Source organism: Lysobacter sp. TAB13, assembly GCF_052113885.1.
GTDB lineage: Bacteria > Pseudomonadota > Gammaproteobacteria > Xanthomonadales > Xanthomonadaceae > Lysobacter > Lysobacter gummosus.
This window is the reverse complement of sequence record NZ_JBFRDR010000010.1, coordinates 106,918-131,789: the sequence shown is the minus strand read 5'-3', so window position 1 is coordinate 131,789 and position 24,872 is coordinate 106,918. Positions and strand designations below refer to the sequence as shown.

Sequence of the window (24,872 nt, the reverse complement as noted above, 5' to 3'; positions counted from 1 at the left end):
CTCCCCCGCGCAGCGGGAGAAGCACCGATTCGCCTTCTCCCGTCCGGCGGGAGGAGTGTTTGATCTTCCTTCTCCCGCATGCGGGAGAAGGTGCCCGAAGGGCGGATGAGGGCGCGCGAATCCGCGAGCCCTCACCCCAGCCCTCTCCCGAGCAGCGGGAGAGGGCGCTAACAGCCAAGAGTCGAAGCGACCCCATGACCACCCCCGCCTCCAAGTCCATCCCGCTTACGGTCGTCAGCGCCAGCGCGTCCGAGGGCTTCGTGCCGGCGGTGCTGGAATCGACCACGATGACGCCCGGCGCCAAGCAGATCGGCGGCGACAAGATCAGCCGCTCGCCGGTGCAGTTCGCCGACGTACCGGTGCTGCGCAAGCCGTCGTGGATCCGGGTGCGCATCCCGTCGGGCAATTCGGTCGCCGTGCTCAAGGCCAAGCTGCGCGAGAACCGGCTGGTCACGGTTTGCGAAGAGGCCAGCTGCCCGAACATCCACGAGTGCTTCAGCCACGGCACCGCGACCTTCATGATCCTCGGCGAGGTCTGCACCCGCCGCTGCTCGTTCTGCGACGTCGCCCACGGCCGGCCCAAGCCGCCGGATGCGAGCGAGCCGGCCAATCTGGCCCGCACCGTCGCCGACATGGGCCTGAAGTACGTGGTCATCACCAGCGTCGATCGCGACGACCTGCGCGACGGCGGTGCCCAGCATTTCGTCGATTGCATCAAGGCCGTCCGCGAACAGAGCCCGCGCACCAAGATCGAAGTGCTGACCCCGGATTTCCGCGGCAAGGGCCGCATGGAACGCGCGCTGGAGATTCTCGCGACCAGCCCGCCGGACGTGTTCAACCACAACGTGGAGACCGTGCCGGACCTGTATACCAACGTGCGTCCGGGCGCCGACTACCAGTGGTCGCTGACCCTGCTGCAGAAGTTCAAGGCCCAGCATCCGCAGGTCGCGACCAAGTCCGGGATCATGCTGGGCCTGGGCGAGACGATGGAGCAGGTGCAGGCGACCTTGCGCGATCTGCGCGCGCACGACGTGGACATGATCACCATCGGCCAGTACCTGCAGCCGACTCCGCACCATCACCCGGTGCTGCGCTACTGGACGCCGGAAGAGTTCAAGGAGCTGGAGGTCTACGGCATGTCGCTGGGCTTCACCCACGTCGCCTCGGGCCCGCTGGTGCGTTCGTCCTATCACGCCGACCGGCAGGCCATCGACGCCGGTTTCGCGGTCGCCTGAGCCGCGTCCCGCCGCGCATCGCGCGGCAGCCAGGGGCCGCCTTCCGCGCGGCCCGTGCGCCGGTGCCGCCCGGCACGCGCGGACCGGCCGCCGCCGTCGTCTGTCCGGATCGGCCCGCGAACCTTGCGAAAACGGCCCGGCGGCCCCGATCCGGCCGCGCAATAACGGCCCGATAACGCCCGCGCCGTCCAAACTGAACCGCATTCACGCCCGCAACGGGCAATTTCGGCAGCGAAGGTGACAGCGCAGGCAACTTTCGGCACTGTGGCCTTGTCGAAAGCCGCACCATCCTCCTGCTGCATCCTCTCTTAAAGTCCGGCTCTCCCCGGCCGGGAAGACTTCGCGATGACCCTCAAGAACACGCGTGCCCTGACCCTCGTCGCAGGCTTCCTGCTGACCGCTCCGCTGGCGCTGCTCGCGCGGCCCGACTCCGCCGCCGCTCCGGCGGCCGCGGGCGGTGCGATCAGCTTGCCCAGCGCACCCACCGCCGACCAGACCACCGCCGCCAAGCTGGTGTACGGCCTGCTCTCCGACAGCCGCTACGCCTATCGGCCGCGCGCGCTCGACGACGCGCTGTCGGCCGACATGTACAAGCGCTATCTCGAATCGCTCGACGGCGGCAAGCAGTTCTTCACCGCCGTGGATATCGCCCGCTTCGACGCCTACAAGAACAAGCTCGACGACGCGATCAAGAGCGGCGACCTGTCGCCGGCGTACTCGATCTTCTCCACCTACAAGCAGCGCGTGGACGAACGCGTCGCCTACGCGCGCGGCCTGCTCAAGCAGCCGGCCAACTTCGAGTTCAACGGCGCCGACCGTTACGACTACGACCGCAAGGACGCGCCCTGGGTCGCCGACACGGCGGCGCTGGACGCGCTGTGGAAGCAGTCGGTGCGCAACGACTGGCTGCGCCTGAAACTGGCCGGCAAGAAGAACGATGACATCGCCAAGACCCTGGACAAGCGCTACACCAACATGGCGAAGGGCATTTCCGAGCTCAAGGGCGAGGACGTGTTCCAGACCTTCGTCAACAGCTACGCCAACGCGATCGATCCGCACACCGACTACCTCACGCCCAAGTCGGCCGACAACTTCAACATGACCATGTCGCTGTCGCTCGACGGCATCGGCGCGCAACTGCAGAAGCAGGACGACGTGGTCGCGATCCGCGAAATCATCCCCGGCGGCCCGGCCGCGCGCAGCAACCTGCTCAAGCCCGGCGACCGCATCGTCGGCGTGGGCCAGGGCGACAGCGGCGCGATGGACGATGTGATCGGCTGGCGCATCGACGATGTCGTCGCCAAGATCCGCGGCGCCAAGGGCACCAAGGTGCGCCTGGACGTGATCCCGGCCGAATCGGGCCTGGACAGCAAGCCCAACCGGATCGTGCTGGTGCGCGACAAGGTGCGTCTGGAAGAACAGGCGGCCAAGTCGGAGGTCATCGACATTCCCGCCACCGACGGCGTGCCGGCCAAGCGCGTGGGCGTGATCAAGCTGCCGGGCTTCTATCAGGACTTCGAAGGCCGCCGCAAGAACGCCAACGATTACGCCTCGGCCACCCGCGACGTCGCCAAGCTGCTGGTCAAGCTGCGCGCCGACAAGGTCGACGGCGTGGTGCTGGACCTGCGCAACAACGGCGGCGGCTCGCTCAACGAAGCCATCGAGCTCACCGGTCTGTTCATCGATCGCGGCCCGGTGGTGCAGGTGCGCGAATCCGGCGGCCGCGTCAGCGTGGAAGGCGACAGCGATACCGGCATCGCCTGGGAAGGCCCGCTGGCGGTGCTGATCAACCGCGGTTCTGCGTCGGCCTCTGAAATTTTCGCTGGCGCCATCCAGGATTACGGGCGTGGGTTGGTCATCGGCGAAACCACCTTCGGCAAGGGCACGGTGCAGAACCTGGTCGATCTGGACCGCTGGCCGGCCAACGAGAGCGCGCGCTTCGGCCAGGTCAAGCTGACCATCGCGCAGTTCTTCCGCGTCAGCGGCGGCTCCACCCAGAACAAGGGCGTGGTGCCGGACATCGCGTTCCCGGTGTCGGTGGACGCGACCGAGTACGGCGAGAGCACCTACGACAACGCCTTGCCGTGGACCAAGATCGCTGCGGTGCCGCACACCAGCTACGGCAATTTCGCGCCGCTGCTGCCGAAGCTGGAAACGCTGCACTCCAGCCGCATCGGCAGCGACAAGGAATTCCAGTGGTGGTCGCAGGACGTGGCCCAGTTCCGCGAGGAACGCGCCAAGAAGTGGATCTCGCTCAACGAAGCCGACCGCCGCGCCGAACGCGATCGCGAAGACGCCAAGCGCAAGCAGCGTCAGAGCGAACGCAAGCAGCTGGGCCTGACCCTGGACCCGCTGGGCGACGATTCCAACGACGACGGCCTGGCTTCGTCGGAGCGCGACATCGTCAAGGACGCCGCGCGCGAGAAGCTCGCCGACAAGCGTCCGGACCCGTTGCTGCGCGAATCGGCAGCGATCCTGGCCGACGCGGTGCGTCTGCTCAACAACGACCGTCAGCTGTCGGCGCAAGTGCTGCCGACCGCGACCCGGCCGGGGCATTGGGCCGACTGAGCCGGAAGGCTTCGAGTCGATAGAAAAMGCGCCTTCGGGCGCGTTTTCTTTTTGCGGCTTCGGCAGAGCGGCTTTTGCGGCAGAGCAGCTTTTGTGGCAGGGCTGCTTTTGTGGGAGGGAGCTTCAGCCCCGAAGCTCTTCGCTCAGCTCTCCACGCCTCCACCCCAAGAAAAATCCGACCTGAATCCAGGCAGAAAACCCGACCCCATCCCTCGCAAGATGCGGATAGCGGCCCCCGCGGATGAGGCCTAGTCTTGCGCCATGAACGCCAAAACCACTCCGCGCAAGCCCGAATCCGGTCACACCGCTGAGGTGTCGGCCGCCCGCAATTCCACCCTCGGCCAGCCCGCTTCCATCAAGGCGGACAAACTCGAACAGGCCCGCATCCTGCTCGAAGCCGGCGAACCCTCGCTGACCGAACTGGCCGACGCCGTCGGCCTGAGCCCCTCGCACCTGCAGCGCCGCTTCAGCGCGCGCTTCGGCCTGAGCCCGGCCGAGTACCTGGCCCAGCGCAAACTGGGCAGCCTGCGCTCGGCATTGCGCGAAGGCAGCGATGTCAGCGCCGCGTTGTACGACGCCGGCTACGGCTCGCCGTCGCGCGTGTACGAGAGCGGCGCCGCGCGCCTGGGCATGACGCCGGCGCGCTACCGCGCCGGCGGCGCCGGCGAGCAGATCCGCTGGAGCCTGGCCAAGACCGCGATCGGCACCGCGCTGATCGCGACCACCACGCGCGGCATCTGCATGGTCGAACTCGGCGACGATCCGGCGGCGCTGGAAGCCAAGCTGCGCAGCGAGTTCCCGCAGGCGGCGCTGGAGCGCGTGGACGCCGGCCGCGACGAATTCCTCGCCCCGCGCGTGCAGGCGGTGGCGGAAACGCTGGGTGGGCAGAAGCAATCGGTGCCGGTGGATCTGATCGGCACCGCGTTCCAGAAAAAAGTCTGGGATGCGTTGATGAAGATTCCGGCCGGGCAGACCCGCAGCTACGAACAGATCGCGCGGCAGATCGGCTCCCCACGCGGCGCGCGCGCGGTCGCGCGGGCCTGCGCGAACAATCGGGTGGCGGTGGTCGTGCCTTGCCATCGCGTGGTGCGTGGCGATGGTTCGCTGGGCGGCTATCGCTGGGGGCTGCCGCTTAAGGAGAAGTTGCTGCAGCGGGAGCGGGCGGCTTGAGGGGAAGAGCAAGAGCAAATCCCCCCTGGCCCCCCTTTTTCAAAGGGGGGAACCCGTCTTGTGTAGAGCGGTGACGGGTAGTTGCGGGTCTTCGTTGCGAAGACTGGAAAGCGAAAAGCGAAAAGCGAAAGACGGGAATCGGACAACCATCGCCGCCCGCCCGCCAAAAATCCACCTGACGAGTTCCCCCCTTTGAAAAAGGGGGGCCAGGGGGATTTGCTTTTGCTCTAAAAACCGCCCCAACCAGCAGACAACCCCCACCTCACCCCCGCCGCTTACGCGCAGCCCGCGGCGCATCGCGAGTCGGCAGCTCCAACCCATGCTTGACCACGTCGAACACCAGATGGGTGTCGTAGCGCTTGACGTTGCCCTCATCCAGGAACAACCGGTCCACCACCTGCCGGCAATGCAGGACGCCGGTGGTGGCCAGGATCACCAGATAGTCCCACTCGCCGGCCAGGGTGTAGCACTGCTGCACCTCCGGCGCGGCGCGGACCCGGGCGTGGAAGGCGGCGTGGCGTTCGACCGATTCGCGCTCCATCGTCACCCATACCGCGGCCAGGGTGCTGCCCAGCGCCAGCGGGTCGAGCACCGCGACCTGCCGCATCAGGCCGTCCTGGCGGTAACGGGTCATGCGTCGCTGCACCGCGCTCGGCGACAGCCCGACCGCGTCGCCGAGCTCGCTCAGGGTCGAGGAGGCGTCTTGTTGCAACAGTTCGAGCAACTTGTGGTCGAACTCGTCCAAAATCAGGGGGGCAGCACTCATGCAAGATTTTTGCGTCCACGCGGACAAATATTCAACCGTAATTTGACTGACATCGATACGCTATTCGTGTGCCAGGTACATAAAGAATTTTTATGTGGCGGCACAAGCCCCCGAAACCCAACATACGGACGCCCCCGGGATGTCCCGGTACGTGACGCAAGCCGCAGTACCCGAGCAGATCGGCGAGATTTTGACGCTGATCCGCGAACACGGTCCCAATCCCTGGAATTACCTGCCCGAGGTCGAGCTCGCCGCGCATCTGTCGGCGATCCGGCGCGGCCGCACGCAGGCGGTAGTCGCTTTGCTTGAAAGTCAAATTGTGGCGGTCGTCACATTTGAGCCCAGCGACGCGTTTCACCGCTACCAGCCCGGCGGGCGCGAGATCGAGTGGCAGGGCCATATCGGCGAGGCGGTCGTGCATCGCCAGCATCGCGGGCAGGGGCTGGGTACGCAGCTGTTGAAGGCGGCGGTGGCGCGGCTGCAGCAGATGGGGTTGGTCGAAATCTACGTCGAGCGCCACGAGGACAACGAGGGCTCGGCGGGGATGATGCGCAACGCCGGTTTCGTGGTCATCGACGTGTTCGACGATCCGCGCCGCCGCGATGCAGGCAGCCGACGCACCACGGTGTCGCGCTACCGGCCGCATCCTTGATCCTTGCGTGGCGCCGCGCCGATGCGCGCGCCGCGGGCGGCACCTTCGTCGGCACCGGCTTGTGCGTGTAGCTTCGTCCGATTCGCTTGCTTTGTGATGTCGCGGCGGCGTGTGGCCGCGACCGACCCTCAACTCGATCTCCGGCCGGCTCGCCTCGTCCGGCCCCTGCGCCTTTTCCGCGCATCGGTGTTCGCTCCGCCATCGGCGCCGACGCCAGTGCGCAGACCCCGCGAATTTCTACAGGCTGTAGCAAGTTTTTCTCGCTCCCGCTGGCCGCGCATTGGCTTCAAGCTATCCCATTCACTTCCCCCGAGTATCCGCGTCATGAGCGCCGCACCATCGACCGTCGAACGCCACGCTCCCAGCGCCCTCGCGGTCGCTTTCGCCCTGGGATCGGTGTACGTGCTGTGGGGATCGACCTACCTCGGCATCCGTTTCGCCCTGCAAAGCTATCCGCCGTTCCTGCTGGGCGCGGCGCGGATGTTCCTGGCCGGCGTGCTGATGTATGCGGTGCTGCGCTGGCGCGGCACGCCGGCGCCGACGCGCAAGCAGTGGCGCACGCTGTGGGTGCTGTCGATCTGGATGGTGCTGTTGTCCAACGGTCTGGTGAACCTGGCCGAGACCCAGGTCGATTCCGGCCTGGCCGCGATCGCGGTGGCGTCGATGCCGCTGTTCGCCGGTGTGTTCGCGATGCTGCGCGGACGGCATCCGTCGAAGATCGAATGGGTCGGCCTGGCAATCGGCTTTCTCGGCGTCATCTGGCTCAACGCCGGGGGCAAGCTGTCGGCGTCCACGCTCGGGCTGGTGTGCCTGATCGTCGCGCCGATCGCCTGGGCCTGGGGCTCGATCTGGAGCCGCGACCAGGACCTGCCGTCGCCGTTCATGGCCGCCAGCGCGCAGATGCTGACCGGCAGCGTGTGGATGCTCGGCGCGGCGGTGGTGACCGGCGAACGCATCACCGCGATGCCGACCTTCAGCGCCACCGCAGCGCTGCTGTATCTGGTCGTGGCCGGCTCGATCTTCGGCTTCACCGCCTACATCTGGCTGCTGCATCACGTGCGCCCGGCGCTGGCGACCAGCTACGCCTACGTCAATCCGCCCATCGCGGTGTTGTTCGGCGCGCTGCTGGCGAGCGAGCGTTTCACCTCGCACGACCTGGGCGCGATGGCGGTGATCCTGGTCGGCGTGGTCATCATCACCCTGGCCAAGGCGCGCGCCGCCAAGGCCGCTCCGGCGGTCGCGGCGGTTGCGCCGCCGCCGCAAGCCGGTGAACTGGAGAAACAGGCATGACCGCCGCCGCCACCGACCGCCGCGGGCTCTGGATCGCGGTCGCCTCGTTCGTCCTGTGGGGACTGATGCCGCTGTACTGGCACCTGCTGCATTCGGTGCCGTCCTTGCAGATCGTCGCTCATCGCATCGTCTGGAGCACGCTGCTGGTCACCGGCTGGCTGTGCTGGAAGTTCGGCCGCCACTGGCTGCGCGACATCCTGCGCGAACCGCGCAAGGCAGCGATGCTGGCGCTGAGCGGCGTGCTGATCGCGTTCAACTGGGGCTTGTACATCTGGGCGGTCAACGCCGGGCACGTGATCGAGACCAGCCTGGGCTACTTCATCGGCCCCCTGGTCAGCGTGATGCTCGGCGTGCTGTTCCTCGGCGAGCGCCTGCGCCCGGTGCAATGGATTTCGATCGCGCTGGCCTTCGCCGGCGTGCTGTGGCTGACCATGGAGTACGGGCGCCCGCCCTTGATCGCGCTGGGGCTGGCGGTGTCGTTCGCGGTGTACGGACTGGTGCGCAAGCTGGTCGCGGTCGAAGCGGTGACCGGGCTGGGCGTGGAGAACGTCTATCTGTTCGTGCCGGCGCTGGGGCTGCTGCTGTGGGGCGAAAGCCACGGCCAGGGCGGTTTCCTCGGCGGCTGGGGCCTGGGCATCGACGTGCTGCTGATCATCGCCGGCGCGCTGACCGCGCTGCCGCTGATCGGCTTCGCCTACGCGGTGCGGCGCGTGTCGCTGACCGCGATCGGGTTGCTGCAATACGTCGCCCCGACCCTGCAATTCCTGATCGGCGTGCTGATCCTGCGCGAGCCGTTCGACCGCGAACGCGCGATCGGCTTCGTGATCATCTGGCTGGGTTTGATGCTGTTCGCCAGCGAGGGCGTGCTGCGCTCGCGGCGGATGGCGGCGGTGGCTGGGACGGCCTGATGCGTCGCGTTAGCCGGATGCTTCGCGATGCGGGCTCGCAGTCAGCGCGGCGTGGGCGTGCGGCGCCGCGGCGAGGAACTCGCGCAAGCGCTGCTCGATGACGGCCGCGCTCATCAAAGCGTCCCAGTCTTCGATCCAGGGCTCGGCGCAGTCCCCGCGCAGACTGCGAGCTACCTCACAGGCTGTTTCCGCATCCACCCGATAGGCCTGCGTCGGGATATCGATCCGGCCGTGGCGGGCGTCGCGGGCCAGGTGCAGACGGTATCCCCAGGCCAGCAGCGTCGGGCTGTCATCGTCTAGGTAGCGCCAAGGGTCGCGCAAGTAGATCCGCAACGCGGGTGCCGGCGCATCGTCGATTGCGGAGGTTTCTGCCGACAGCCCGAGGACCTGCGGCCAAGCGATCAGCCCTAGGCGGGTTTCGAAAATGCCTTCCTGATCGATCCTTAGGCATCGCTCGTGCGTCGCGGTGAAGCCGCCGATGCGGCGGCGGTGCAGGGCCAAGCGCCGGCTCGCGGAATCTTTGGCGTGCCCACGCCGGGCCCCGGGAAACAGGATCGACCCGCCGACATAAATCATCAGCAGGAGAAAGCACAGGCACGCCAGCGCGTCGGTGAAGGGCGAGCCGTTGGCGGGGGCCTGGTAATGCATGAACCACCCGGCGCCCGCAGCGGCCGAGACGGCGATCGCCAAGGCGAGCGATCCTTGCTTGGGTTGCTTGCGCATCCTTGCCTTCATGACGGTTTGGTCGGTTGCGAGCGAGCATAGCGCGGACCTGCGCGAGGTTCGGACCGGCGCGAAAAAAAAGCCCCCTTTCATCGCAAGGGGGCTTTTCGTATCGCAACCGCGCGTGAAGCCTGGAACCTAGGAGTCGCGCAACGCCGAAGTCACCGGCAAGGTCGCCGCGCGCAGCGCCGGGAACAGGCCGCCGATGAAGCCGATCGCCAGCGCCCACTTCAAGCCGCTCCACAGCAGCTCGCCGGTGACGCGGAAGTCGAAGCTCAGCTGGCCGACGCCGCCGGCGATGGTCGATGCGCCCTTGCCGTTGAATATCAGATAGGCCAGCAATCCGCCGATCAAGCCGCCGAGCAAGGCCAGCAGCATGGTTTCCAGCATCACCGCGACCACCACCGGAAAACCGCGGAAGCCGATCGCGCGCAAAGTAGCGATCTCGCGCGCTCGCGTGGCGACGGTGGCGAACATGGTGTTGAGCGCGCCGAACACCGCGCCGATGCCCATGATCGAGCCGACCACGATGCCGATGATGCGGATCACCTTGGTCATGCCCTCGGACTGCTTGGCGAAGTATTCCGCCGTCGTCGTGGTATCGACCTGCAAGCGCGGATCGCCGGCCAGCGTGGCCTTGAACGCCTTGAACTGCTTGGCGTCGGTCAGCTTGGCGATGACCGCGTTGCGCGAGGCGCCGCGGCGGTAGGTCGAAGCGACCATCTCCGCATCGGCCCACAACTCCGAGTCCATGGCGTCGCCGGACTTGAAGATGCCGACCACGGTCCACTGCTCGTTGCCCAGGCGGATCTGCTTGCCGACTTCCATGCCGCGGAACTGGCGCCGCGCGCCGCTGCCGACCACCACTTCGCGTTTGCCGGTCTCGAACTTGCGCCCCTCCACGATCTTGACCTGCGGACGCACCTGCCAGGCGCGATCGCCGACGCCGCGCAACTGCACGCTGCCGTCTTCGTCCGGCCCGCCGCCCTGGATCGGCAGGTTCGCCGCGACCACGGTTTCCGGCGACGCCAGCGGACGGCCGTCGGCGCTGCGGGCGATGCCGGGCGCCTGCTCGATCACGTTGATGCTGGCCAGATCGAGCGTGGACATCACCTCGGCCGCGGACGCGCCGCGCAAGACGATGACGCTGTCTTCGCTGCCGGTGCGGCGCAGCGTCTGCTGATAGCCCTCGGCCATCGACAGCATCGCCACCAGCACCGCGACCACACCGGCGATGCCGATCACCACCACCGAGGACGAACCCAGGCGCTGGCTCAAGGTGCTGATGCCGACGCCGGCCACCGACGCGGCCTGTTTGCCGCTGCGGGTCAGCAGCATCCACAGCGCGATCAGCGCGGCGAGGCCGAGCAGGACCGGCCAAGGCGCGGCCGCCCACAGCGCCAGACCGGCGATCAGGCCCAGGAAAGTGACCAGGCCGCGCAGAAACGATAAGAACTTTTTCATGTGCGGTCTCCGTTAACGTCCGGCCAGTGCATCGACGATGTTCAAGCGCATCGCCCGGATCGCCGGCAACGCGCCGACCACCAAGCCGATGCCGATCATCAGCGCCAAGGCCAGCGACCAGCTGTTCAGGCCGATCGGCGGAACATTGATTGCGCCGTTGCTGCCGGCGTTGACGATGGGGCCGAGCGCGCCGGCGAAGGCGACGCCGATGACGCCGCCGATCAACATCAGCAGCACCGACTCGGCCAGCACCAGCAACAGCACGCTGCGATCGGGGAAGCCGATGGTCTTGAGCACCGCCAGCTCGGAAGTGCGTTCGCGCACCGCCTGGGCCATGGTGTTGCCGGTCAGCAGCACCAGGGTGAAGAACACCGCGCCCATGATCGAACCCACGATCAGGCCGATGTCGGCCATCTGCTTCATCCAGCTGGCCGCCGACGCCGCTTCGGTCTGGGTCTTGGATTCGTGGTCGGAGTTGGCCGAGATCGCGTCGATGGCCTTGGCCACGCGGTCGCCCTGGTTCACGTCCTTGACCTCGGTGACGTACCAGCCGACCTGGCCGCGGTTGTACGGCGTGGAATCGTCGAAGTACTTCCAGTGCATCAGGATCATCTGGTCGTACCACGCACCGGACTTTTTGTCGGTGGCCGATAAAGTGCCGACAATGTCGAAGCTCCAGTTCTTGGTGCCGTCGCTGCTGGGGAAGATCGTCGATTGCAGCGGCAGTTTTTGTCCGACCTTCCAGTTAAAACGCTTCATCAGGCCTTCGCCGACGAGTGCGCCGGTGCGAGTGGCTTCGAACGCTTTGCGCTGGTTCGCCGGAACCGCGATCTCGGGATACAGGTCGAGATAGTTAGTGGCCACCGCGAAGCTGAAGATCTGGTTGTGCGGATCCTGGTAGGCGCCGCCGAACCAGTTCGCATAGGTGACCTGCTTGACGCCCGGCACCTGCGCGATGCGGTCGTTGAGCGACATCGGCAGCGGTTGGATGAAGGACAGGCGCGAGCCGGTCTGCAGCCGCTTGGCGCCGTTGGCGCTGTTGCCGGCTTGCTGGAAACTCTCGCGCACGCCGTCGAGCAGGCCGAACAACAAGAACGCGGCGATGATCGACAGCAGGGTCAGCAGCGTGCGCGTCTTGCGACGCATCAGCTCGGCCCAGATCAGATGGAAATATTTCATGGTGGCCGCTCCCGGCTCAGGCCGCGTGCGACTGCTGCTCGACCAGGGTGCCCTTGTCGAGGTGCAGTGTGTGGGTGGCGTACTCGGCGGCCTTCGGGTCATGGGTCACCATGACGATGGTCTTGCCGTGTTCGCGATTGAGCAGCTGCAGCAGGTTGAGGATTTCCTCCGCCGCGTGCCGGTCCAGGTCGCCGGTGGGTTCGTCGCAGATCAGCAGGGTCGGGTCGGACACGATCGCGCGCGCGATCGCCACGCGCTGCTGCTGGCCGCCGGACAGTTCGTTGGGACGGTGCTTGCCGCGATCGGCCAGGCCGACCAGGGTCAGGGCGATCTCGGCGTTGCGCTTGCGCTGCGCGCCACCCAGCGGCGACAGCAGCAGCGGCAGCTCGACGTTCTTCTGCGCGCTCAGGGCCGGCATCAGGTTGTAGAACTGGAACACGAAGCCGACGTGGCGGCTGCGCCACTGCGACAACTGGCCCGCGCTCATGCGGTCGATGCGTTCGCCTTCGATCGAGATTTCGCCGCCGCTGGGGTTGTCCAGGCCGCCGATCAGATTGAGCAAGGTGGTCTTGCCCGAACCCGACGGCCCCATCAGCGCGACGAAGTCGCCCTTGGCGATGTCCAGGTTGATGCCGTGCAGCACTTCGACCTTTTCCGGGCCGCGCTGATAAGTCTTGGTGAGGTTATGGATCGAAACCAGGGTTTCCATCTTCGACGTCCTCGAGCGTGTTGATTGCGGTGAATGGGCGAGAGGCGCGCTGCGCGCCGGTCGCAGATCGGTAGAGCGGCCGCGCGGGGGCGCGACGGTTCGAACTCGTTGTCGCGGCCGGTCGCGGGTTTGGCGGCCGCGCCGGTTGGCGCCTAAAGCGGTGCGGGCATCAGGGCTTACTTGTCCGACGAACCAGCATCGGCGTTTTCGACACGCACGCGCGATCCGTCTTTCAGCGATTCGGGCGGGTCGAGCACGACGCTCTCGCCGCCGCTCAGGCCGGCGGTGACTTCGCGGTCGTCGCCGAGCTTGCGGCCCAGGGTCACCGCGGTCTGCGCGACTTTGTCCTGCGCGACCACGAACACCACGTCCTTGCCGTCGCGCTGGGCCAGCGCGGCGTTGGGCGCCATCGCGCTGGGCTTGGTCTGCACGGCGCTGGCCGGCTTGGCCGCTTCCAGGAAGCTGACCCGCACGCCCATCTCCGGGACGATGCGCGGATCGCGGCTCTTGATCGAGATGCGCACCTTCACCGTGGCCTTGCCGCGGTCGGCGGTGGGGATGATGGCGATCACCTCGGCCGGAATCTTCCAGTCCGGGTAGGCGTTGAGGACGGCTTCGACCGGCATCTTGGGCTGCACGCGGCCGATGAAGGCTTCGCCGACATCGACTTCGATTTCCAGCGAATCCATATCGACGATGGTGCCGATGCCGGTACGGGTGAAGCCGCCGCCGGCCGACAGGGGCGAAACGATTTCGCCCGGCTGCGCGGCCTTGGCGGTGACCACGCCGGAAAACGGCGCGCGCACGATGGTGTTGTCCACGCCCAGGTCGGAGATGTGCAGGCTGTCGCTCGACACCTTGACGTTGCGTTGCGCGGTGTCCAACTGCGCGCGCAGCGAATCGCGTGAGGCCACGGCCTGGTCGTACTGCGATTTGGACACCAGTTGCTGCTTGACCAGCGCCGCCAGGCGGGTGGCGTTGGCTTCGGCTTCCTTGAGCTGGGCCTGCACGCGCGCGGTGTCGCTTTGCGCGGCGGCGAGCTGGGCGGCGCTGAGCGAGCGCTGGGCGTCGGCGTCGATCGGATCGAGCGTGGCCATGACCTGGCCTGCTTCCACGCGCTGGCCTTCTTCGATCATCACCTCGCGCACCTTGCCGGTGATCTTGGCCGAGACCGTGGCGATGCGGCGGGCGACGATGTAGCCGGTGGCGTCGAGCACCGAGCTGCCGGCGCCGTTGCCGCCGCCGATCGCGGTGACGCTGGCGGTCTTGACCTGCGGCGCGGCGTTGCGGCCGAACACGAACCAGCCGGCGACGGCCAGCACGATCAGCACCAGCACGATGATGCCGACGATCGCGCCGCGGCCGGGACCGGAGGACTGGGCCGGCCGGTTGCGGTCGATGCGAAGTTCCTTCAGCAGATCGGCAGATGCACTCATGTGTTCCAACCAGGACGCCAGATGTCGCCTAGTGTGACTGCGCCAGGTGACTGCGCCAACCTGCGGAAAGTCAGTTTTTGTCAGCTGGGCCGTCGCCGGTTTTGCCTGACAACTGTCATGCCGGGCATGTGCCTGCGCCCGCGAACCGTATCAGCAACCGGTTATGCGGCGCTTGCGGTTCGGCCGCCCGGCTGGGCCGCGGGCCCTCTCCCGTCGACGGAAGAGGGCGCGAGCAGGCCGCGACCGGCGATCAGTAATCGGCCGGATTCGAACTGAAGACCGTCGGCACGCTGATGTTGAGGCAACCACCGGCCGGCAGCGTGGCCGCGGTCAGCGAGATCAGATTGTTGCCGATGGTGCCGCCGTTGGCGGCCGAGCAGGTGGCGCCGCCGGTGCCGGTGCAGCCCCACTGCGCCGACAGGGTCGCGCCCGGCGGCAAGGTGTCGGCGATGGCCGCGCCGTTGGCCGGGTCGGCGCCGGCCGCGTTGCAGGCCTGGATCGTGTAGGTGGTGGAGCCGCCCGGGGTGTAGGTCGTCCGCACCGGGCTCTCGGTCTTGATGATCGACAGCGCCGAGGACGCCACGCGGTTGGTGAAGGTGCAGGTGACCGCCTGCGCGCGGCCGTTGGCGGCTGCGCCGGGCACCGAGATCGGCAGGGTGATATTGACGCTGGTGCCGGTGCCGGTGGCGACCGTGGCGCCGGAGCCGTTCACGCAGGCATAGGTGCTGACATACAGCGCGGTGGTCGCCGGCGTCGGCACTTCGCTGACCGTGGTGGTGATCGCGGTGTTGGTGATGTTCTGCGCGACGGTGAGGTCGGGCGCTCCCGAGGCGCTGTTGTGGTACAGCGTGCGGAAGTTGGTGGTGCCGTTATGGCCCGCGGCCAGGGCGAAGGCGGTGCCGCCGATGCCCAGGTCGAAGCGGCCGGTGGCGCCGGTCGGATTGAGCAGCTTGATCACCCGCACCGCCGGCTTGATCTCGATCATGTAGTCCTCGACCTCGCCGCTGTCCACGCGGCCGGTCGGGGTGGCGGTGGTGAGCTGGGTGCCCTGGGTCGCGCGCAGGCGCACGTAGCTGCGTCCGGCTGTAGTCGCGATCGGCACGGTCCAACTCAGCGTGGTGGTGGTGGCGCCGCTGGCCACCGCGTTGCACACGCCCTCGGCGGTTTCGAACACGTTGTTGCGGTTGAAGTCGATCCAGCCGCAGACCGTGCCGGCGGCGGTGCTGCCGCTCAGGCTCGGCGAAAGCGTATAGGCCTGCCCGATCAATCCGGTGTGCAAGGTCGTCAGCGGCGTGGTCAGGCCGTCTTCGTCGGCGCCGTCGCCGCCGGCGTTGTTGTCGCCGCCGGCCGCGACCGCGTTCGGGCTGGGCGTGACCGCGGGCGTGGTGTTGAGCACGTTGGTGTTGTCGGCATCGACGCTGGCGCCCAGGCGGATGCCGTCGAGGATGTGGCTGGCCGCTTCGACCAAGTCGTAGCTCGCCGGCGCGTCGCCGAAATCTTCATCGACGGTGGTGGTGATCAGGTAGCCGTCGTCGCCGAGCCCGGTGCCGATGGTGGGGTTGAAGTTGGTGCGCCGGCCCGACATGCCGACGTTGAAGGTGACCGAGGTGACCGTGCCGTTGATGCGCACGCTGCCGCAGCCGGCGAGCTGGGTCGCGGGCGCGGTGATGGTCGAGCAACTGGTGCCGTTGTAGGTGGTGTTGACCAGGTCCAGCGAAGTGCCGGCGCTCAGCGTCTGCAGATTGACCGCGCCGCCGAGCAAAGTCATGGTCGCGCCGGCCGGGACCGAGCTGGCGATGGTGTGGACGGGGCGGCTGGCGGTGATGGTGACCGTATCGCCGACCACGGTCTGCACGCTGCCCAGGCCGACGAAATGCAGGATCGGGTTGGTGACCGGCCGATTGAAGCTGACGGTCAGGGTGCCGATATTCGGGCAGGCCGCGGTGGTCGCCGCGCCGTTGGCGAACTGGCAGGACGCGCCGACGGTCTGCAACTGGATGCTGGTGGTCGTGGTCGGCAGGGTCGGCGTGAACATCGCCGAGGTCGCGCCGCCCAAGGTGGTCAGCGGCGCGTTGTTGGCGACGATCTGCAGATTAGCGCCGGTGACCGTGTAGGTCGTGGTCAGCGTCGAGGGAAACGGCTTGGTCGAGTTGCTGTTGAAGCCGGTGCCGCCGGTGGCGGTGGCGTTGTGCGGCTGGGCCGCGTTTGCCGAGGGGCTCCAGGTCGCCGAAGCGACTAGCAGGGCCAGACCGGCGGCGCCGTGAGCGAGCCGGGACAACTGTGTAGCGAGTGCCATCGCTGTTCCCCGAATGACGCATTGCAAGCCTCGCCTCCGGCGAGGGACCCCTGATGCGATGCAGTACAGGTGCACTCTACGACTGGCATATCCGGTACGGATTCAAGCCTTAAGACTTAACACGTAATCTGTGGCTTGGTGCGGCCACGGTGCGTGACCCACGGCCGTAATGGCACCGATTTTGCAGGCGGCCCCGGGCGATTGCGGCCCTGTCGGGCCGGGTCGGCGGGGGTTTTGCGCGAAACCCGGGGGAATACACGGGTCGGAGCGGGGTGCCGAAGATCTGTGCCGGCACGGTGCCTGGGCGCGCAATCGGGGGCGGGACGGTGGCCGCCGCGGCGGCTGAGGCCGGGGCGATCGGTCGGGCAGGACCCGGCCGGAGCCGGATCGCGCAAGGCAGGGGTGCAACCCGCGCCCGGCGCCGCGAAGGCGCCGGACGCGTCATGGGCTCAGTAGTCGGCCGGGTTGGCGCTGAACTGCACCGGCACCTGCACATTGATGCAGGTGCCGACCGGCAGGACCACGCCGGTGATCTGCACGCTGGCGTCGCCGGCCGCGCCGCCGCTGGCGGGGCAGGTGGCGGCGCCGGTGGGCGTGCACGACCACGGGCCGGTGAGGCGCACGCCGTTGGGCAGCGGATCGTTGACCGTGGCGCCGCTGGCCACGGCAGGACCCGTCGGATTACAGGCGCTCAGGGTGTAAGTGGTGGTGCTGCCCGGTGTGTAGGTGGTAGCGCCGCCGACCTCGTTCTTGGTCAGGCTCAGGGCGATGTTGACCGCGACCGGCACCGTCACCTGCGCGCACTGCGGATTGCCCGCGGCGGGGCAGGTCGGCAGCGGATCGGGATCGCCGCCGCCGGCGACCGCGACGTGGTTGGTCGGCGAGCCGCTGGTAGCCGCGGCGATCGCCACGTTCAAGCGCACGCTGGCGCTGCCGCCGATCGCGATCGGCGTGGTCGGGGTGAAGGTGCAGGTCACCGTGCCGGTCGCCGGCAAGGTGCCGCAGTTGACCGCGCCCTGCGCGCTCGATGCCGCCGTCAGGGTGAAGCCGGCCGGCAAGGTATCGACCACGGTGATCGCGCCCACGGTCGGGCCGCTGCCGTTGTTCTGCAGGCCGATGGAGAAATAACCGTCGGCGGCCGCGCCGGTCTGGCCGGCGGCGAGGGTGCCGTTGACGGTCTTGCTCGCGGTCAGTTGCGCCTGCACCACGGTCAGCACTTCATCGGCGACCAGATTCACCAGGTTGTTGGTGTTGGTGATGCTGGAATTGGTGTTGTGGTAAACGCCGACGGTGTTCGAAGTGACATCTACCGCGATCTGGCAGACGACCTGACTGCCGACCGCGCTGGCGCCGTTGACGCTGGCGCCGGTCACCGTGATCGAGTTGCCGCCGGCGGCCGCGGCGACGGTCATGCCCGCCGGCAGGCCGGTGCCCATGCTGGCGCCCGAGGGACAGCTGGTGCGGATGTTCGGCGTCGGCGCGACCACCACGTTGGCCGGCAGATTGTCGCGGAAGTTGATGCTGGCGGTGGCGTTGACGCTCTTGTTGGCCAGATCGAAGGTCAGCGTGGAAATACCGCCGGTGTTGATCGTGGTCGGGGCGAAGCTCTTGGTCAGATCGACCGCGCTCAAGGCGAAGGTGATGCGATATTCGGCGGTGAAGCTGGCCGCGCCGGCGGGCACGTTCCACTGCGCGGCCATGCCGTTGTCGGTGCTGACGTTGGTGTCGATGGTGTTGTTGAGATTGCCGGTGCCGGTGACGCAGGGCGTGGTCGTGGTGGTGGTGCCGTTGCAGATCAACGACTGCGCCTGGCTGTAGGTCGCGCTGAAATAACGGTCCCAGTTCGGCGTGCCCGAAGACGGCTCCCACCACAGCGCTTCGAACTGATTGTTCTTGATCACGCCGACCAGATCCGGCCGGCCGCTGGTGTTGCCCGGCGTGGTGCGGGTGAAACCCGGGCCGTTGTCGCCGCCCAGCAGATAGGTGTCGACGTTCTGATACAGCTTGATCGTCGCGCCGGTGGCCGGCATGCCGCTCGCCGTGACCCGGCGGGTGAACCAGGCCTGCGGGGTGATGTAGCTGTCGACGATGGTGACGGTGATTGCGTTGTCCGGAGCGCCGGGCCGCAGCACTGTGGTCGTCGTATACGGCGAGGCCGCCGTGCCGGCGCCGGCGAGCGCGGTTTGCGAGACCTGGGTGAAGGTCGAGAACGGCGTGCCCGCGGCGTTGTCGGCGTTGGTGTAGATGCGGGTGGTGCCGTTGCTGCCGCGGTCCACGCGCAGATAGACGCTGTTGAACATCGAGCCCGAGTTCGGCACCGCGGTGTCCGAATACACCTGATTGGCGTTGGCCAGCCGCACCTGGAACTGGCTGTTGCTGCCCCAGGTCACCAGCAGACCGTCGGAGCCGTTGGCGAGCACGCCGCCGGTGCTGTTGGCCACGCGCTGGGTGGTCGCGCCGTTGCCATGGGCCGCGCCGGCCAAAGTCATCAGACACACGCACAGCGTCCAAGCGGTCCTGCGACCGAAGCGGGTCAAACGATTCATGGAGTCCCCTATTACGAGCCTTACTGCGAAGGTTCGGGCGCGCTGACGCTGCCTGGCTGCCCCGGCCCCCTGGCCGATGCCCGGGTTGCCGTTTGATGATGCGCGGCATTAAAAATGTGCCACTAATCACATTTTGTATGAAAGCGAGGGCGAATGCCAAGCCCGGGGAGGCCTGGAGCGTAAAAAGCCTGAATTGGGGGCGGCAGCGGGCCCGGGCGGCGGCAGCGAACGGCCGGGACAGGCCGGTGCTCAGACGCGGGCGGATTCGAACCGGGCCGGCCGCAAGGTCATTAAAAGGGAAGGCGAGCCTTCCGGTCGCCGCCGCCGGGTCAGTCCGCGGCGCTGCCCGGCCGCTCGCGGCGCAATTGCGCCAGACGCGCGCGCACCCCCTCGATCAGGGTCGGCAGCGACTCATAGCGCGGCACACCGTAACGGTCGGCGGTGATATCGACATTGCCCTTGCGCCAGAACCCGTCCGGGCAGGCCAGCAACAACTTCCCGGAGCCGGCATGCAGGCCGAGTTCGAGCAGGCTCACCGGGCTCTGCGAGCCGGGCTGCAGATACATCGCGATCACGTCCGCGCGCTGCAGCGCCGCCAGTTCCCATTCGACCTGGCGGCGGAACTCCGGCTCCTGCGCCACCGGCTTCCACGCCGGATTCCAGTCCTCGCGGCGCGGATTGAGCAGCACCACGCCTTCGTCGGCGAGTTCGCGCGCGACCTGCGCCTGCCAGTCGCTGGAGCCGCCCATGTCGATGCTGCCGGCCAGGAACACCGTCAGCCGGCCGTCACGCGGCAGCGGCTGCGGCGAGCGCACGGTGACCGAAACGCCGGCCGGGGCGGGAGTTTCGTTTGCCTCGGTCGGGAGCATCGTCATCGTCGTCATCGCCAAAGTGATCGACACCAGCACAGCTTTCATCGCAGCGAACCCGGATGCGGATGGACGGACGGGTCGGGCGCGGACGACGGGCGCCGTCCGCGGTCTGGGCGGCGAAGCGATCAAGCCGCCGCGCGCGCCTTCAGCATCGCGTACACCGCGCGCAATCCCTGCGCCTCGCCGCCGGCCGGACGGCCCGGGCGGTCGGTGTCGTTCCAGCTGTAGACGTCGAGGTGCGCCCAGGCCAGGTCGGCCGGGACGAAGCGCTCCAGGTACAGCGCCGCGGTCACCGAGCCGGCCATCTTCGACGGCCCGCCGTTGGCGATGTCGGCGATGTGGCTGGTCAGATAGCGCAGATACGGACGCCACAGCGGCATGCGCCAGACCTGATCGCGCTGATGCGCGCCGGCGTCGAGCCACTGGTTGGCGATCTGGTCCTGATTGGAATACAGCGCCGGCAGGTCCGGGCCCAGCGCGATTCGCGCCGCGCCGGTGAGGGTGGCGAAATCCAGCAGCAGCTCGGGCGATTGCTCGCCGGCGTAGGTCAGCGCATCGCACAGGATCACGCGGCCTTCGGCGTCGGTGTTGTCGATCTCAACGCTGATGCCCTGGCGTGTGGCGATCACCTCGCCCGGCCGGAACGCATCCGGGCCGACCGCGTTCTCGACCGCCGGCACCAGCATCGTGATCCGCAGCGGCAGCTTGCGCGCCATGATCAGTTCGGCCAGCGCGATCGCGTGCGCCGCGCCGCCCATGTCCTTCTTCATCCAGCGCATGCCGTCGGCCGGCTTGAGGTCCAGGCCGCCGGTGTCGAAGCACACGCCCTTGCCAACGATGGCGATATGCGGATGCGATTCATCGCCCCAGCGCAGCGCGATCAAGCGCGGGGCGCGGTGCGAGGCGCGGCCGACCGCGTGGATCGCGGGGAAGTTCTGCGCGATCAGCGCATCGCCGGTGACCACCTCGATGTCGGCGCCGAAGCGCTGCGCGATCTCGCGCGAGACCGCTTCCAGCTCGTCCGGGCCCATGTGCTCGGTCGGGGTGTTGACCAGATCGCGCACGCGCAGGCTGGCCGCGAGCAGGGCGAAGACTTCGTCGTCGGCCGCGGCGTCGGTGTGCAACAACGCCGGCGCGCGCGAAGGCGTCTTGTAGCGGCTGAAGCGGTAGCTGCCCAGGCCCCAGCCCAGGCGCAACGCATCGCGGATCGCCGCGTCGTGCTCGCCCTGCAGCCGCCAGCTGCGCGCCGGCAGCGCGAACGGCGCGTGGCCGTAGGAGTAAGGATCGAGCGCGTCGCCGATGCCGAGCGCGGCGCCGGCCAGTTCGCCGTGTTCACCGGGCAGGACCAGCACGGTGCCGGCGGAGCCGTCGAAACCCTGCGCCTGGGCCCAGGCCGCGGCCGTGGGCGTGAGCGCGTCGCGCCAGGCGTTGAAGCCGACGCGGCCGACCAGGGCCAGCGGCAGAGCGTCGGCGTCGGAAGAGGTGAAGCCCAAAGGCAGAGTCATGCGGCTGCGGTGTCCGTGCGATGCGCCGTGTCCAGCCAGTCGGCCAGTTCGGCAAGGGTGGTGAATTCCAGATCGGGCCGCACGTGCGTGTGCGGCCAGCGGCGTTCTTCGCGATTGATCCAGCACGTGCGCAGGCCGGCCTGGGCGCCGCCGACGATGTCGAGTTCGATGTCGTCGCCCACGTGCAGCACCTGCGCCGGTTCCAGCTCCAGTCGCGAGCAGGCGGCGTGGAAGATGCTCGCATCGGGCTTGGCGCGGCCGTGTTCGCGCGCGCCCAGCTGGAAGCGGAACAGCGGCATCAGCCCGATCTTGACCAGATCGGCGTTGCCGTTGGTGAGCGCGGCCAGCGGCAGGCGCGCGGCCAGTCGCTGCAGCGCCGCTTCGCTGTCGGCGTAATGCTCGACCTCGCAGCGCGCGGCGAAAAATACGTCGAAGGCAGGCTTGGCCAGGGCGATGTCGTCGCCGGCCTCGCGCAGCATGCGTTCCAGGGTCAGGCGGCGCTGGGTGGTGAAGTCGTGGGCCAGATCGGGCCGCTGCGCGGCGATCTCATCGCGCAGCGCGCGCATGGCCTCCACCGGAAACCGCTGCGCGGTATTGGGCGCGTGCTGGCGCAGCCAGTCGTCGAGTACGCCTTCGGCGCGCACCATGACCGGCGCGATCGGCCAGACAGTGTCGTCGAGGTCCAGGGTGATGGCACGGACGGGAAAGCTCATCCGCGCATTTTAGCGCGCGCCGCGCCGCTGAATGGGTGATGCAGGCGACAGGCCGGCTGCGGCACACGCCGGGACGCGGCTGGCGAAGCCGATCGTGGGAGAGTCTTCAGGCCCGACGCTGTCCGGTCCGGCCGCCGCAATCGCCACGGGCACGCCGCGAAGAGCCGCGGCCAGATACCCGGCCCTCACTCCATCAACTTCGACCACCCCTCCATGCCTTCGATGCGCGCCAGCACCAGCTTCACGCACACCAGCAACGGCACCGCCAGCAGCAGGCCGACGATGCCCCACAGCCAGCCGAAGAACATCAGCGCCAGCATCAGCACCAGCGGCGACAGGCGCATGCGCCGGCCCAGCACGATCGGCGTCACCGCCTGCGATTCGATGGTGTGCAGCAACAGATACAAACCCGCCGGCAGCAGCGACGCGCCCGGATCGTCGAAGGCGACGAAGCCCATCAGCAGCATCACCGCCATGCCGATCAGCGGGCCCACGAACGGCGCGAAATTCAGGATCGCCGCCATCGTGCCCCACAGCAGCGACTCCTGCAGCGGCACGCCCAGCGCATACAGCGCGCAGGCCAGCGCCAGACCCAGGCCGCTGTTGATCAGGCTGATGGTCAGCACATAGCGCGAGATCTCGCGCTCGATCGAATGCAGGATGTCGATGGTGAGTTTCTTCTTCTGCTGATTGGGCAGCAGCGCGATCGCATTGCGTTGCAGCGATTCGCCGAACACCATGAAGAAGAAGGTCAGCAGCACCACCGCCAGCACCTGGGCGACATAGCGCGGCGTCGCGGTCAGCGAGCGATAGGGATCGTTGAGTTCGGTCTTGACCACCTGCACCGGCTTGGCGGTGCTTTCGCCGCCGGCGGCGCGGGCGAAATTCTGCGCGGCGCGGTTGGCGTCCTGCAGCGGCTTGGTCATCTGCCGCAGCTTCGGCCCGACCTGCTTGAGTTCGCGCGGCACCTGCCGCACCCATTCGCTGGCCGGTTCGGCCAGTTGCAGGGTCAGCGTGCCGGCGATGGCCAGCCCGCCGATCAGCACGATCAGCGCCGCCAGCACCCGCGGCAGGCGCAGCTTGCCGAGCAGGCGCAGGATCGGATTGCCGACCAGGGCGAAGAACGCCGCCAGCAGGATCGGCAGGATCAGTTCCTGCGCGGCCCACAGGGTGTAGCCGACGGCGAGCGCGGCCAGGACCAGCAGCGAGACCGGGCTGGGCGGACGTGGCGGGGCGGTGGGGGCGGCGGTTTGCGCGGAGTCGTCGCCGGGATCGGCGGCGGCCGTTTCCGGCGAGCCCGGCCGCGGCGTGATCTGCTCGGGCGGCGAGGCGGGTGTAGCGACGTCGGGCGGTGGCGGTGTGGACGGATTCAAGGCGGCAGGATCGTGCATTCGGCAGACGCGCACTGTGCGCCGTCGTGCGTGAGGGCGCCAGCATGCGTGTTGGGGAAGCGGCCTGCGCGATCCGGGGGGCTTGTGGGAGAGCACTTTTGTGGGAGGGAGCTTTAGCCCCGATGCTGTTCGGTCAGCCGGGGGTGAGAGTGCGCTGCGAGCGGAGACAAAAGCATCGGGGCTAAAGCTCCCTCCCACAAAAGCTTTCGCTCGCGGCTTGGAGGTCTGTTGTGGGAGGGCCTTCAGGCCCGATGCTGTTCGACCAGCAGTGGTGAGAGTTATGCGCGAGCGGAAACAAAAGCATCGGGGCTGAAGCTCCCTCCCACAAAAGCTTTCGCTCGCGGCTTGGAGGTCTGTTGTGGGAGGGCCTTCAGGCCCGATGCTGTTCGATCAGCAGTGGTGAGAGTCATGTGCGAGCGGAGACAAAAGCATCGGGGCTGAAGCTCCCTCCCACAAAAGCTCCCTCCACAAAAGTTCGCTCTTACAAAAACTCGCTCTTACAAAAAGCTGCCTTCCACCGCAGCTTCTTTCCCGGAAGGTTTCATTACTGAATCAAGCCGCGTCGCGCCGTGCAGCCGACGCCTGCGCACCTGTCGCCGCCTGCGCGCTATCGGCCGCGTGCCCGGCTTCGCGCGCGGCATGGCCGGCCTGACTGGCGGCCTTGTCCGCGTGCTCGGCCGCTTCCTGCGCGCCGCTGCCGGCGAACAGCCCGGACAGCATCGTCACCATCTGCATCAAGGTGCTGCTTTTGACCGCGATCTTGACCGGCTCGGCGCGGCCCATCACGAAACCGCTGACCAAGCCCGCGATGATGATCCGACCCGGCGTCCAAGCCTCCCGCCAGGTTTTCTTCAAGACATCCTTGCGTTCGACAGCTTGCTGAAAGCGCCCTTCCAGCAACTGCTCGCGCTTGTCCACCCGCCGTTGCAGACGATCGAACCGGCTCATCGCGCCTCCGTCTTGTGCGATTCGATCTCGCGATCGTCGTCGTCGTCGTGACCCAGGCCCAGCCGGCGCAGTTGCCGCCGCGTCGCCGACAAACGGGTGTATTCGAAATAACGCAGCGCCTGCCACACGCCGATGGCGGTCACCACCAGGCTCAGCCCGGCCGCGGCCGACATCGACGCCAGCCACGACCAGCCCAGGACGCCCTGCAGCAGCGCGATCAACGCCGCCATCAGCAACAGCCAGGACGAGGCGCCGAAGATGATCGCCACGCTCACCCACAGCAGCGCCCGGCCCAGGGCGCTGCGCGCCAGGGCGAAGTCCGCGATCAGCAGGCCGCGCAGCGCGCGGCCGGTGTCGAGCGCGGCGGACAAGCCTTCGCGCCCGGCGTCGCTGATCTCGCGGAAGGCATCGTCGATCGACGGCGGCGGCCCCTGGCGGGGCTCGCGGCCGGCGTGCGCGGCGTCGTCCGCCTCGCGATCGGTGGGCGGCGTGTCGCTCACG

At 67.9% G+C, this 24,872-nt stretch carries 21 protein-coding genes; 6 read left to right on the top strand and 15 right to left on the bottom strand.

The features are described 5' to 3' along the window. Positions 1-194: 194 nt before the first annotated feature. The 3 genes from lipA (at position 195) to AB4Y92_RS13850 (ending at position 4,973) form a co-directional block, all read left to right on the top strand. Entirely contained in the window at positions 195-1,235 is a 1,041-nt protein-coding gene (gene lipA, locus AB4Y92_RS13860; protein ID WP_057944383.1) for a lipoyl synthase, read from the top strand. Positions 1,236-1,580: 345 nt separating this feature from the next. After that, positions 1,581-3,803 (top strand): carboxy terminal-processing peptidase, encoded by a 2,223-nt coding sequence (locus tag AB4Y92_RS13855; protein WP_441820189.1) that lies wholly within the window; start codon positions 1,581-1,583, stop codon positions 3,801-3,803. A 261-nt stretch (positions 3,804-4,064) separates the two neighbouring features. Beyond that, the gene (locus tag AB4Y92_RS13850) at positions 4,065-4,973 is read left to right on the top strand and encodes a methylated-DNA--[protein]-cysteine S-methyltransferase (protein WP_441820188.1); all 909 of its coding nucleotides are present in this window, start codon (positions 4,065-4,067) and stop codon (positions 4,971-4,973) included. Between the two features lie 262 nt (positions 4,974-5,235). On the opposite strand, the gene AB4Y92_RS13845 is transcribed toward AB4Y92_RS13850, so the two are convergent. Then, positions 5,236-5,739: an Lrp/AsnC family transcriptional regulator gene (locus AB4Y92_RS13845; protein WP_187313058.1), complete on the bottom strand. Its 504-nt coding sequence runs from the start codon at positions 5,737-5,739 to the stop codon at positions 5,236-5,238. A 94-nt stretch (positions 5,740-5,833) separates the two neighbouring features. Here AB4Y92_RS13845 and AB4Y92_RS13840 point away from each other — a divergent pair, with 94 nt between their 5' ends. The 3 genes from AB4Y92_RS13840 to rarD all read left to right on the top strand — a co-directional run bounded on the left by AB4Y92_RS13840 (position 5,834) and on the right by rarD (position 8,589). Continuing rightward, the gene (locus AB4Y92_RS13840; protein WP_441820187.1) at positions 5,834-6,391 is read left to right on the top strand and encodes a GNAT family N-acetyltransferase; all 558 of its coding nucleotides are present in this window, start codon (positions 5,834-5,836) and stop codon (positions 6,389-6,391) included. A gap of 324 nt (positions 6,392-6,715) precedes the next feature. Continuing rightward, a complete protein-coding gene (gene yedA, locus AB4Y92_RS13835) occupies positions 6,716-7,681 on the top strand; it encodes a drug/metabolite exporter YedA (protein WP_441820186.1) in 966 nt (321 codons plus the stop codon). Beyond that, entirely contained in the window at positions 7,678-8,589 is a 912-nt protein-coding gene (gene rarD / locus AB4Y92_RS13830) for an EamA family transporter RarD (RefSeq protein ID WP_441820185.1), read from the top strand. Before yedA ends, rarD begins: the two co-directional genes overlap by 4 nt. 9 nt (positions 8,590-8,598) lie before the next feature. Here rarD and AB4Y92_RS13825 read toward each other — a convergent pair whose 3' ends face one another. The 14 genes from AB4Y92_RS13825 to AB4Y92_RS13760 form a co-directional block, all read right to left on the bottom strand. Next, positions 8,599-9,312 carry a hypothetical protein gene (locus tag AB4Y92_RS13825; RefSeq protein WP_441820184.1) on the bottom strand — a complete coding sequence of 238 codons (714 nt, stop codon included), beginning with the start codon at positions 9,310-9,312 and terminating at the stop codon, positions 8,599-8,601. Between the two features lie 138 nt (positions 9,313-9,450). Continuing rightward, positions 9,451-10,776, bottom strand: coding sequence for an ABC transporter permease (locus AB4Y92_RS13820; RefSeq protein WP_441820183.1), 1,326 nt, complete (start codon positions 10,774-10,776; stop codon positions 9,451-9,453). A 12-nt stretch (positions 10,777-10,788) separates the two neighbouring features. Next, positions 10,789-11,955: an ABC transporter permease gene (locus AB4Y92_RS13815; RefSeq protein WP_441820182.1), complete on the bottom strand. Its 1,167-nt coding sequence runs from the start codon at positions 11,953-11,955 to the stop codon at positions 10,789-10,791. 16 nt (positions 11,956-11,971) lie between these two features. Continuing rightward, positions 11,972-12,664, bottom strand: coding sequence for an ABC transporter ATP-binding protein (locus tag AB4Y92_RS13810; RefSeq protein WP_057944376.1), 693 nt, complete (start codon positions 12,662-12,664; stop codon positions 11,972-11,974). Positions 12,665-12,840: 176 nt separating this feature from the next. After that, entirely contained in the window at positions 12,841-14,100 is a 1,260-nt protein-coding gene (locus tag AB4Y92_RS13805) for an efflux RND transporter periplasmic adaptor subunit (RefSeq protein ID WP_441820181.1), read from the bottom strand. Positions 14,101-14,350: 250 nt separating this feature from the next. Then, on the bottom strand, positions 14,351-16,396 hold the full coding sequence (locus AB4Y92_RS13800; protein WP_441820180.1) for a GEVED domain-containing protein: 2,046 nt from the start codon (positions 16,394-16,396) through the stop codon (positions 14,351-14,353). Positions 16,397-16,845: 449 nt separating this feature from the next. Next, entirely contained in the window at positions 16,846-18,942 is a 2,097-nt protein-coding gene (locus AB4Y92_RS13795; RefSeq protein WP_441820179.1) for a DUF7933 domain-containing protein, read from the bottom strand. Positions 18,943-19,271: 329 nt separating this feature from the next. Next, the gene (locus AB4Y92_RS13790) at positions 19,272-19,859 is read right to left on the bottom strand and encodes a nucleoside 2-deoxyribosyltransferase domain-containing protein (RefSeq protein WP_441820178.1); all 588 of its coding nucleotides are present in this window, start codon (positions 19,857-19,859) and stop codon (positions 19,272-19,274) included. Between the two features lie 80 nt (positions 19,860-19,939). Beyond that, the gene (locus AB4Y92_RS13785; protein ID WP_441820177.1) at positions 19,940-21,319 is read right to left on the bottom strand and encodes a leucyl aminopeptidase family protein; all 1,380 of its coding nucleotides are present in this window, start codon (positions 21,317-21,319) and stop codon (positions 19,940-19,942) included. Next, positions 21,316-22,032 (bottom strand): HAD-IA family hydrolase, encoded by a 717-nt coding sequence (locus AB4Y92_RS13780; RefSeq protein ID WP_441820176.1) that lies wholly within the window; start codon positions 22,030-22,032, stop codon positions 21,316-21,318. The genes AB4Y92_RS13785 and AB4Y92_RS13780 overlap by 4 nt, the downstream gene beginning before the upstream one ends. Before the next feature lie 185 nt (positions 22,033-22,217). Next, positions 22,218-23,405 (bottom strand): AI-2E family transporter, encoded by a 1,188-nt coding sequence (locus AB4Y92_RS13775; RefSeq protein ID WP_441820175.1) that lies wholly within the window; start codon positions 23,403-23,405, stop codon positions 22,218-22,220. Between the two features lie 199 nt (positions 23,406-23,604). Beyond that, positions 23,605-23,751, bottom strand: a complete 147-nt coding sequence (locus AB4Y92_RS13770) for a DUF6053 domain-containing protein (protein ID WP_441820174.1) — start codon at positions 23,749-23,751, stop codon at positions 23,605-23,607. Between the two features lie 224 nt (positions 23,752-23,975). Then, a complete protein-coding gene (locus tag AB4Y92_RS13765; RefSeq protein WP_441820173.1) occupies positions 23,976-24,341 on the bottom strand; it encodes a hypothetical protein in 366 nt (121 codons plus the stop codon). A gap of 26 nt (positions 24,342-24,367) precedes the next feature. Next, the gene (locus tag AB4Y92_RS13760) at positions 24,368-24,871 is read right to left on the bottom strand and encodes a phage holin family protein (protein WP_441820172.1); all 504 of its coding nucleotides are present in this window, start codon (positions 24,869-24,871) and stop codon (positions 24,368-24,370) included. Position 24,872: the final 1 nt, after the last annotated feature.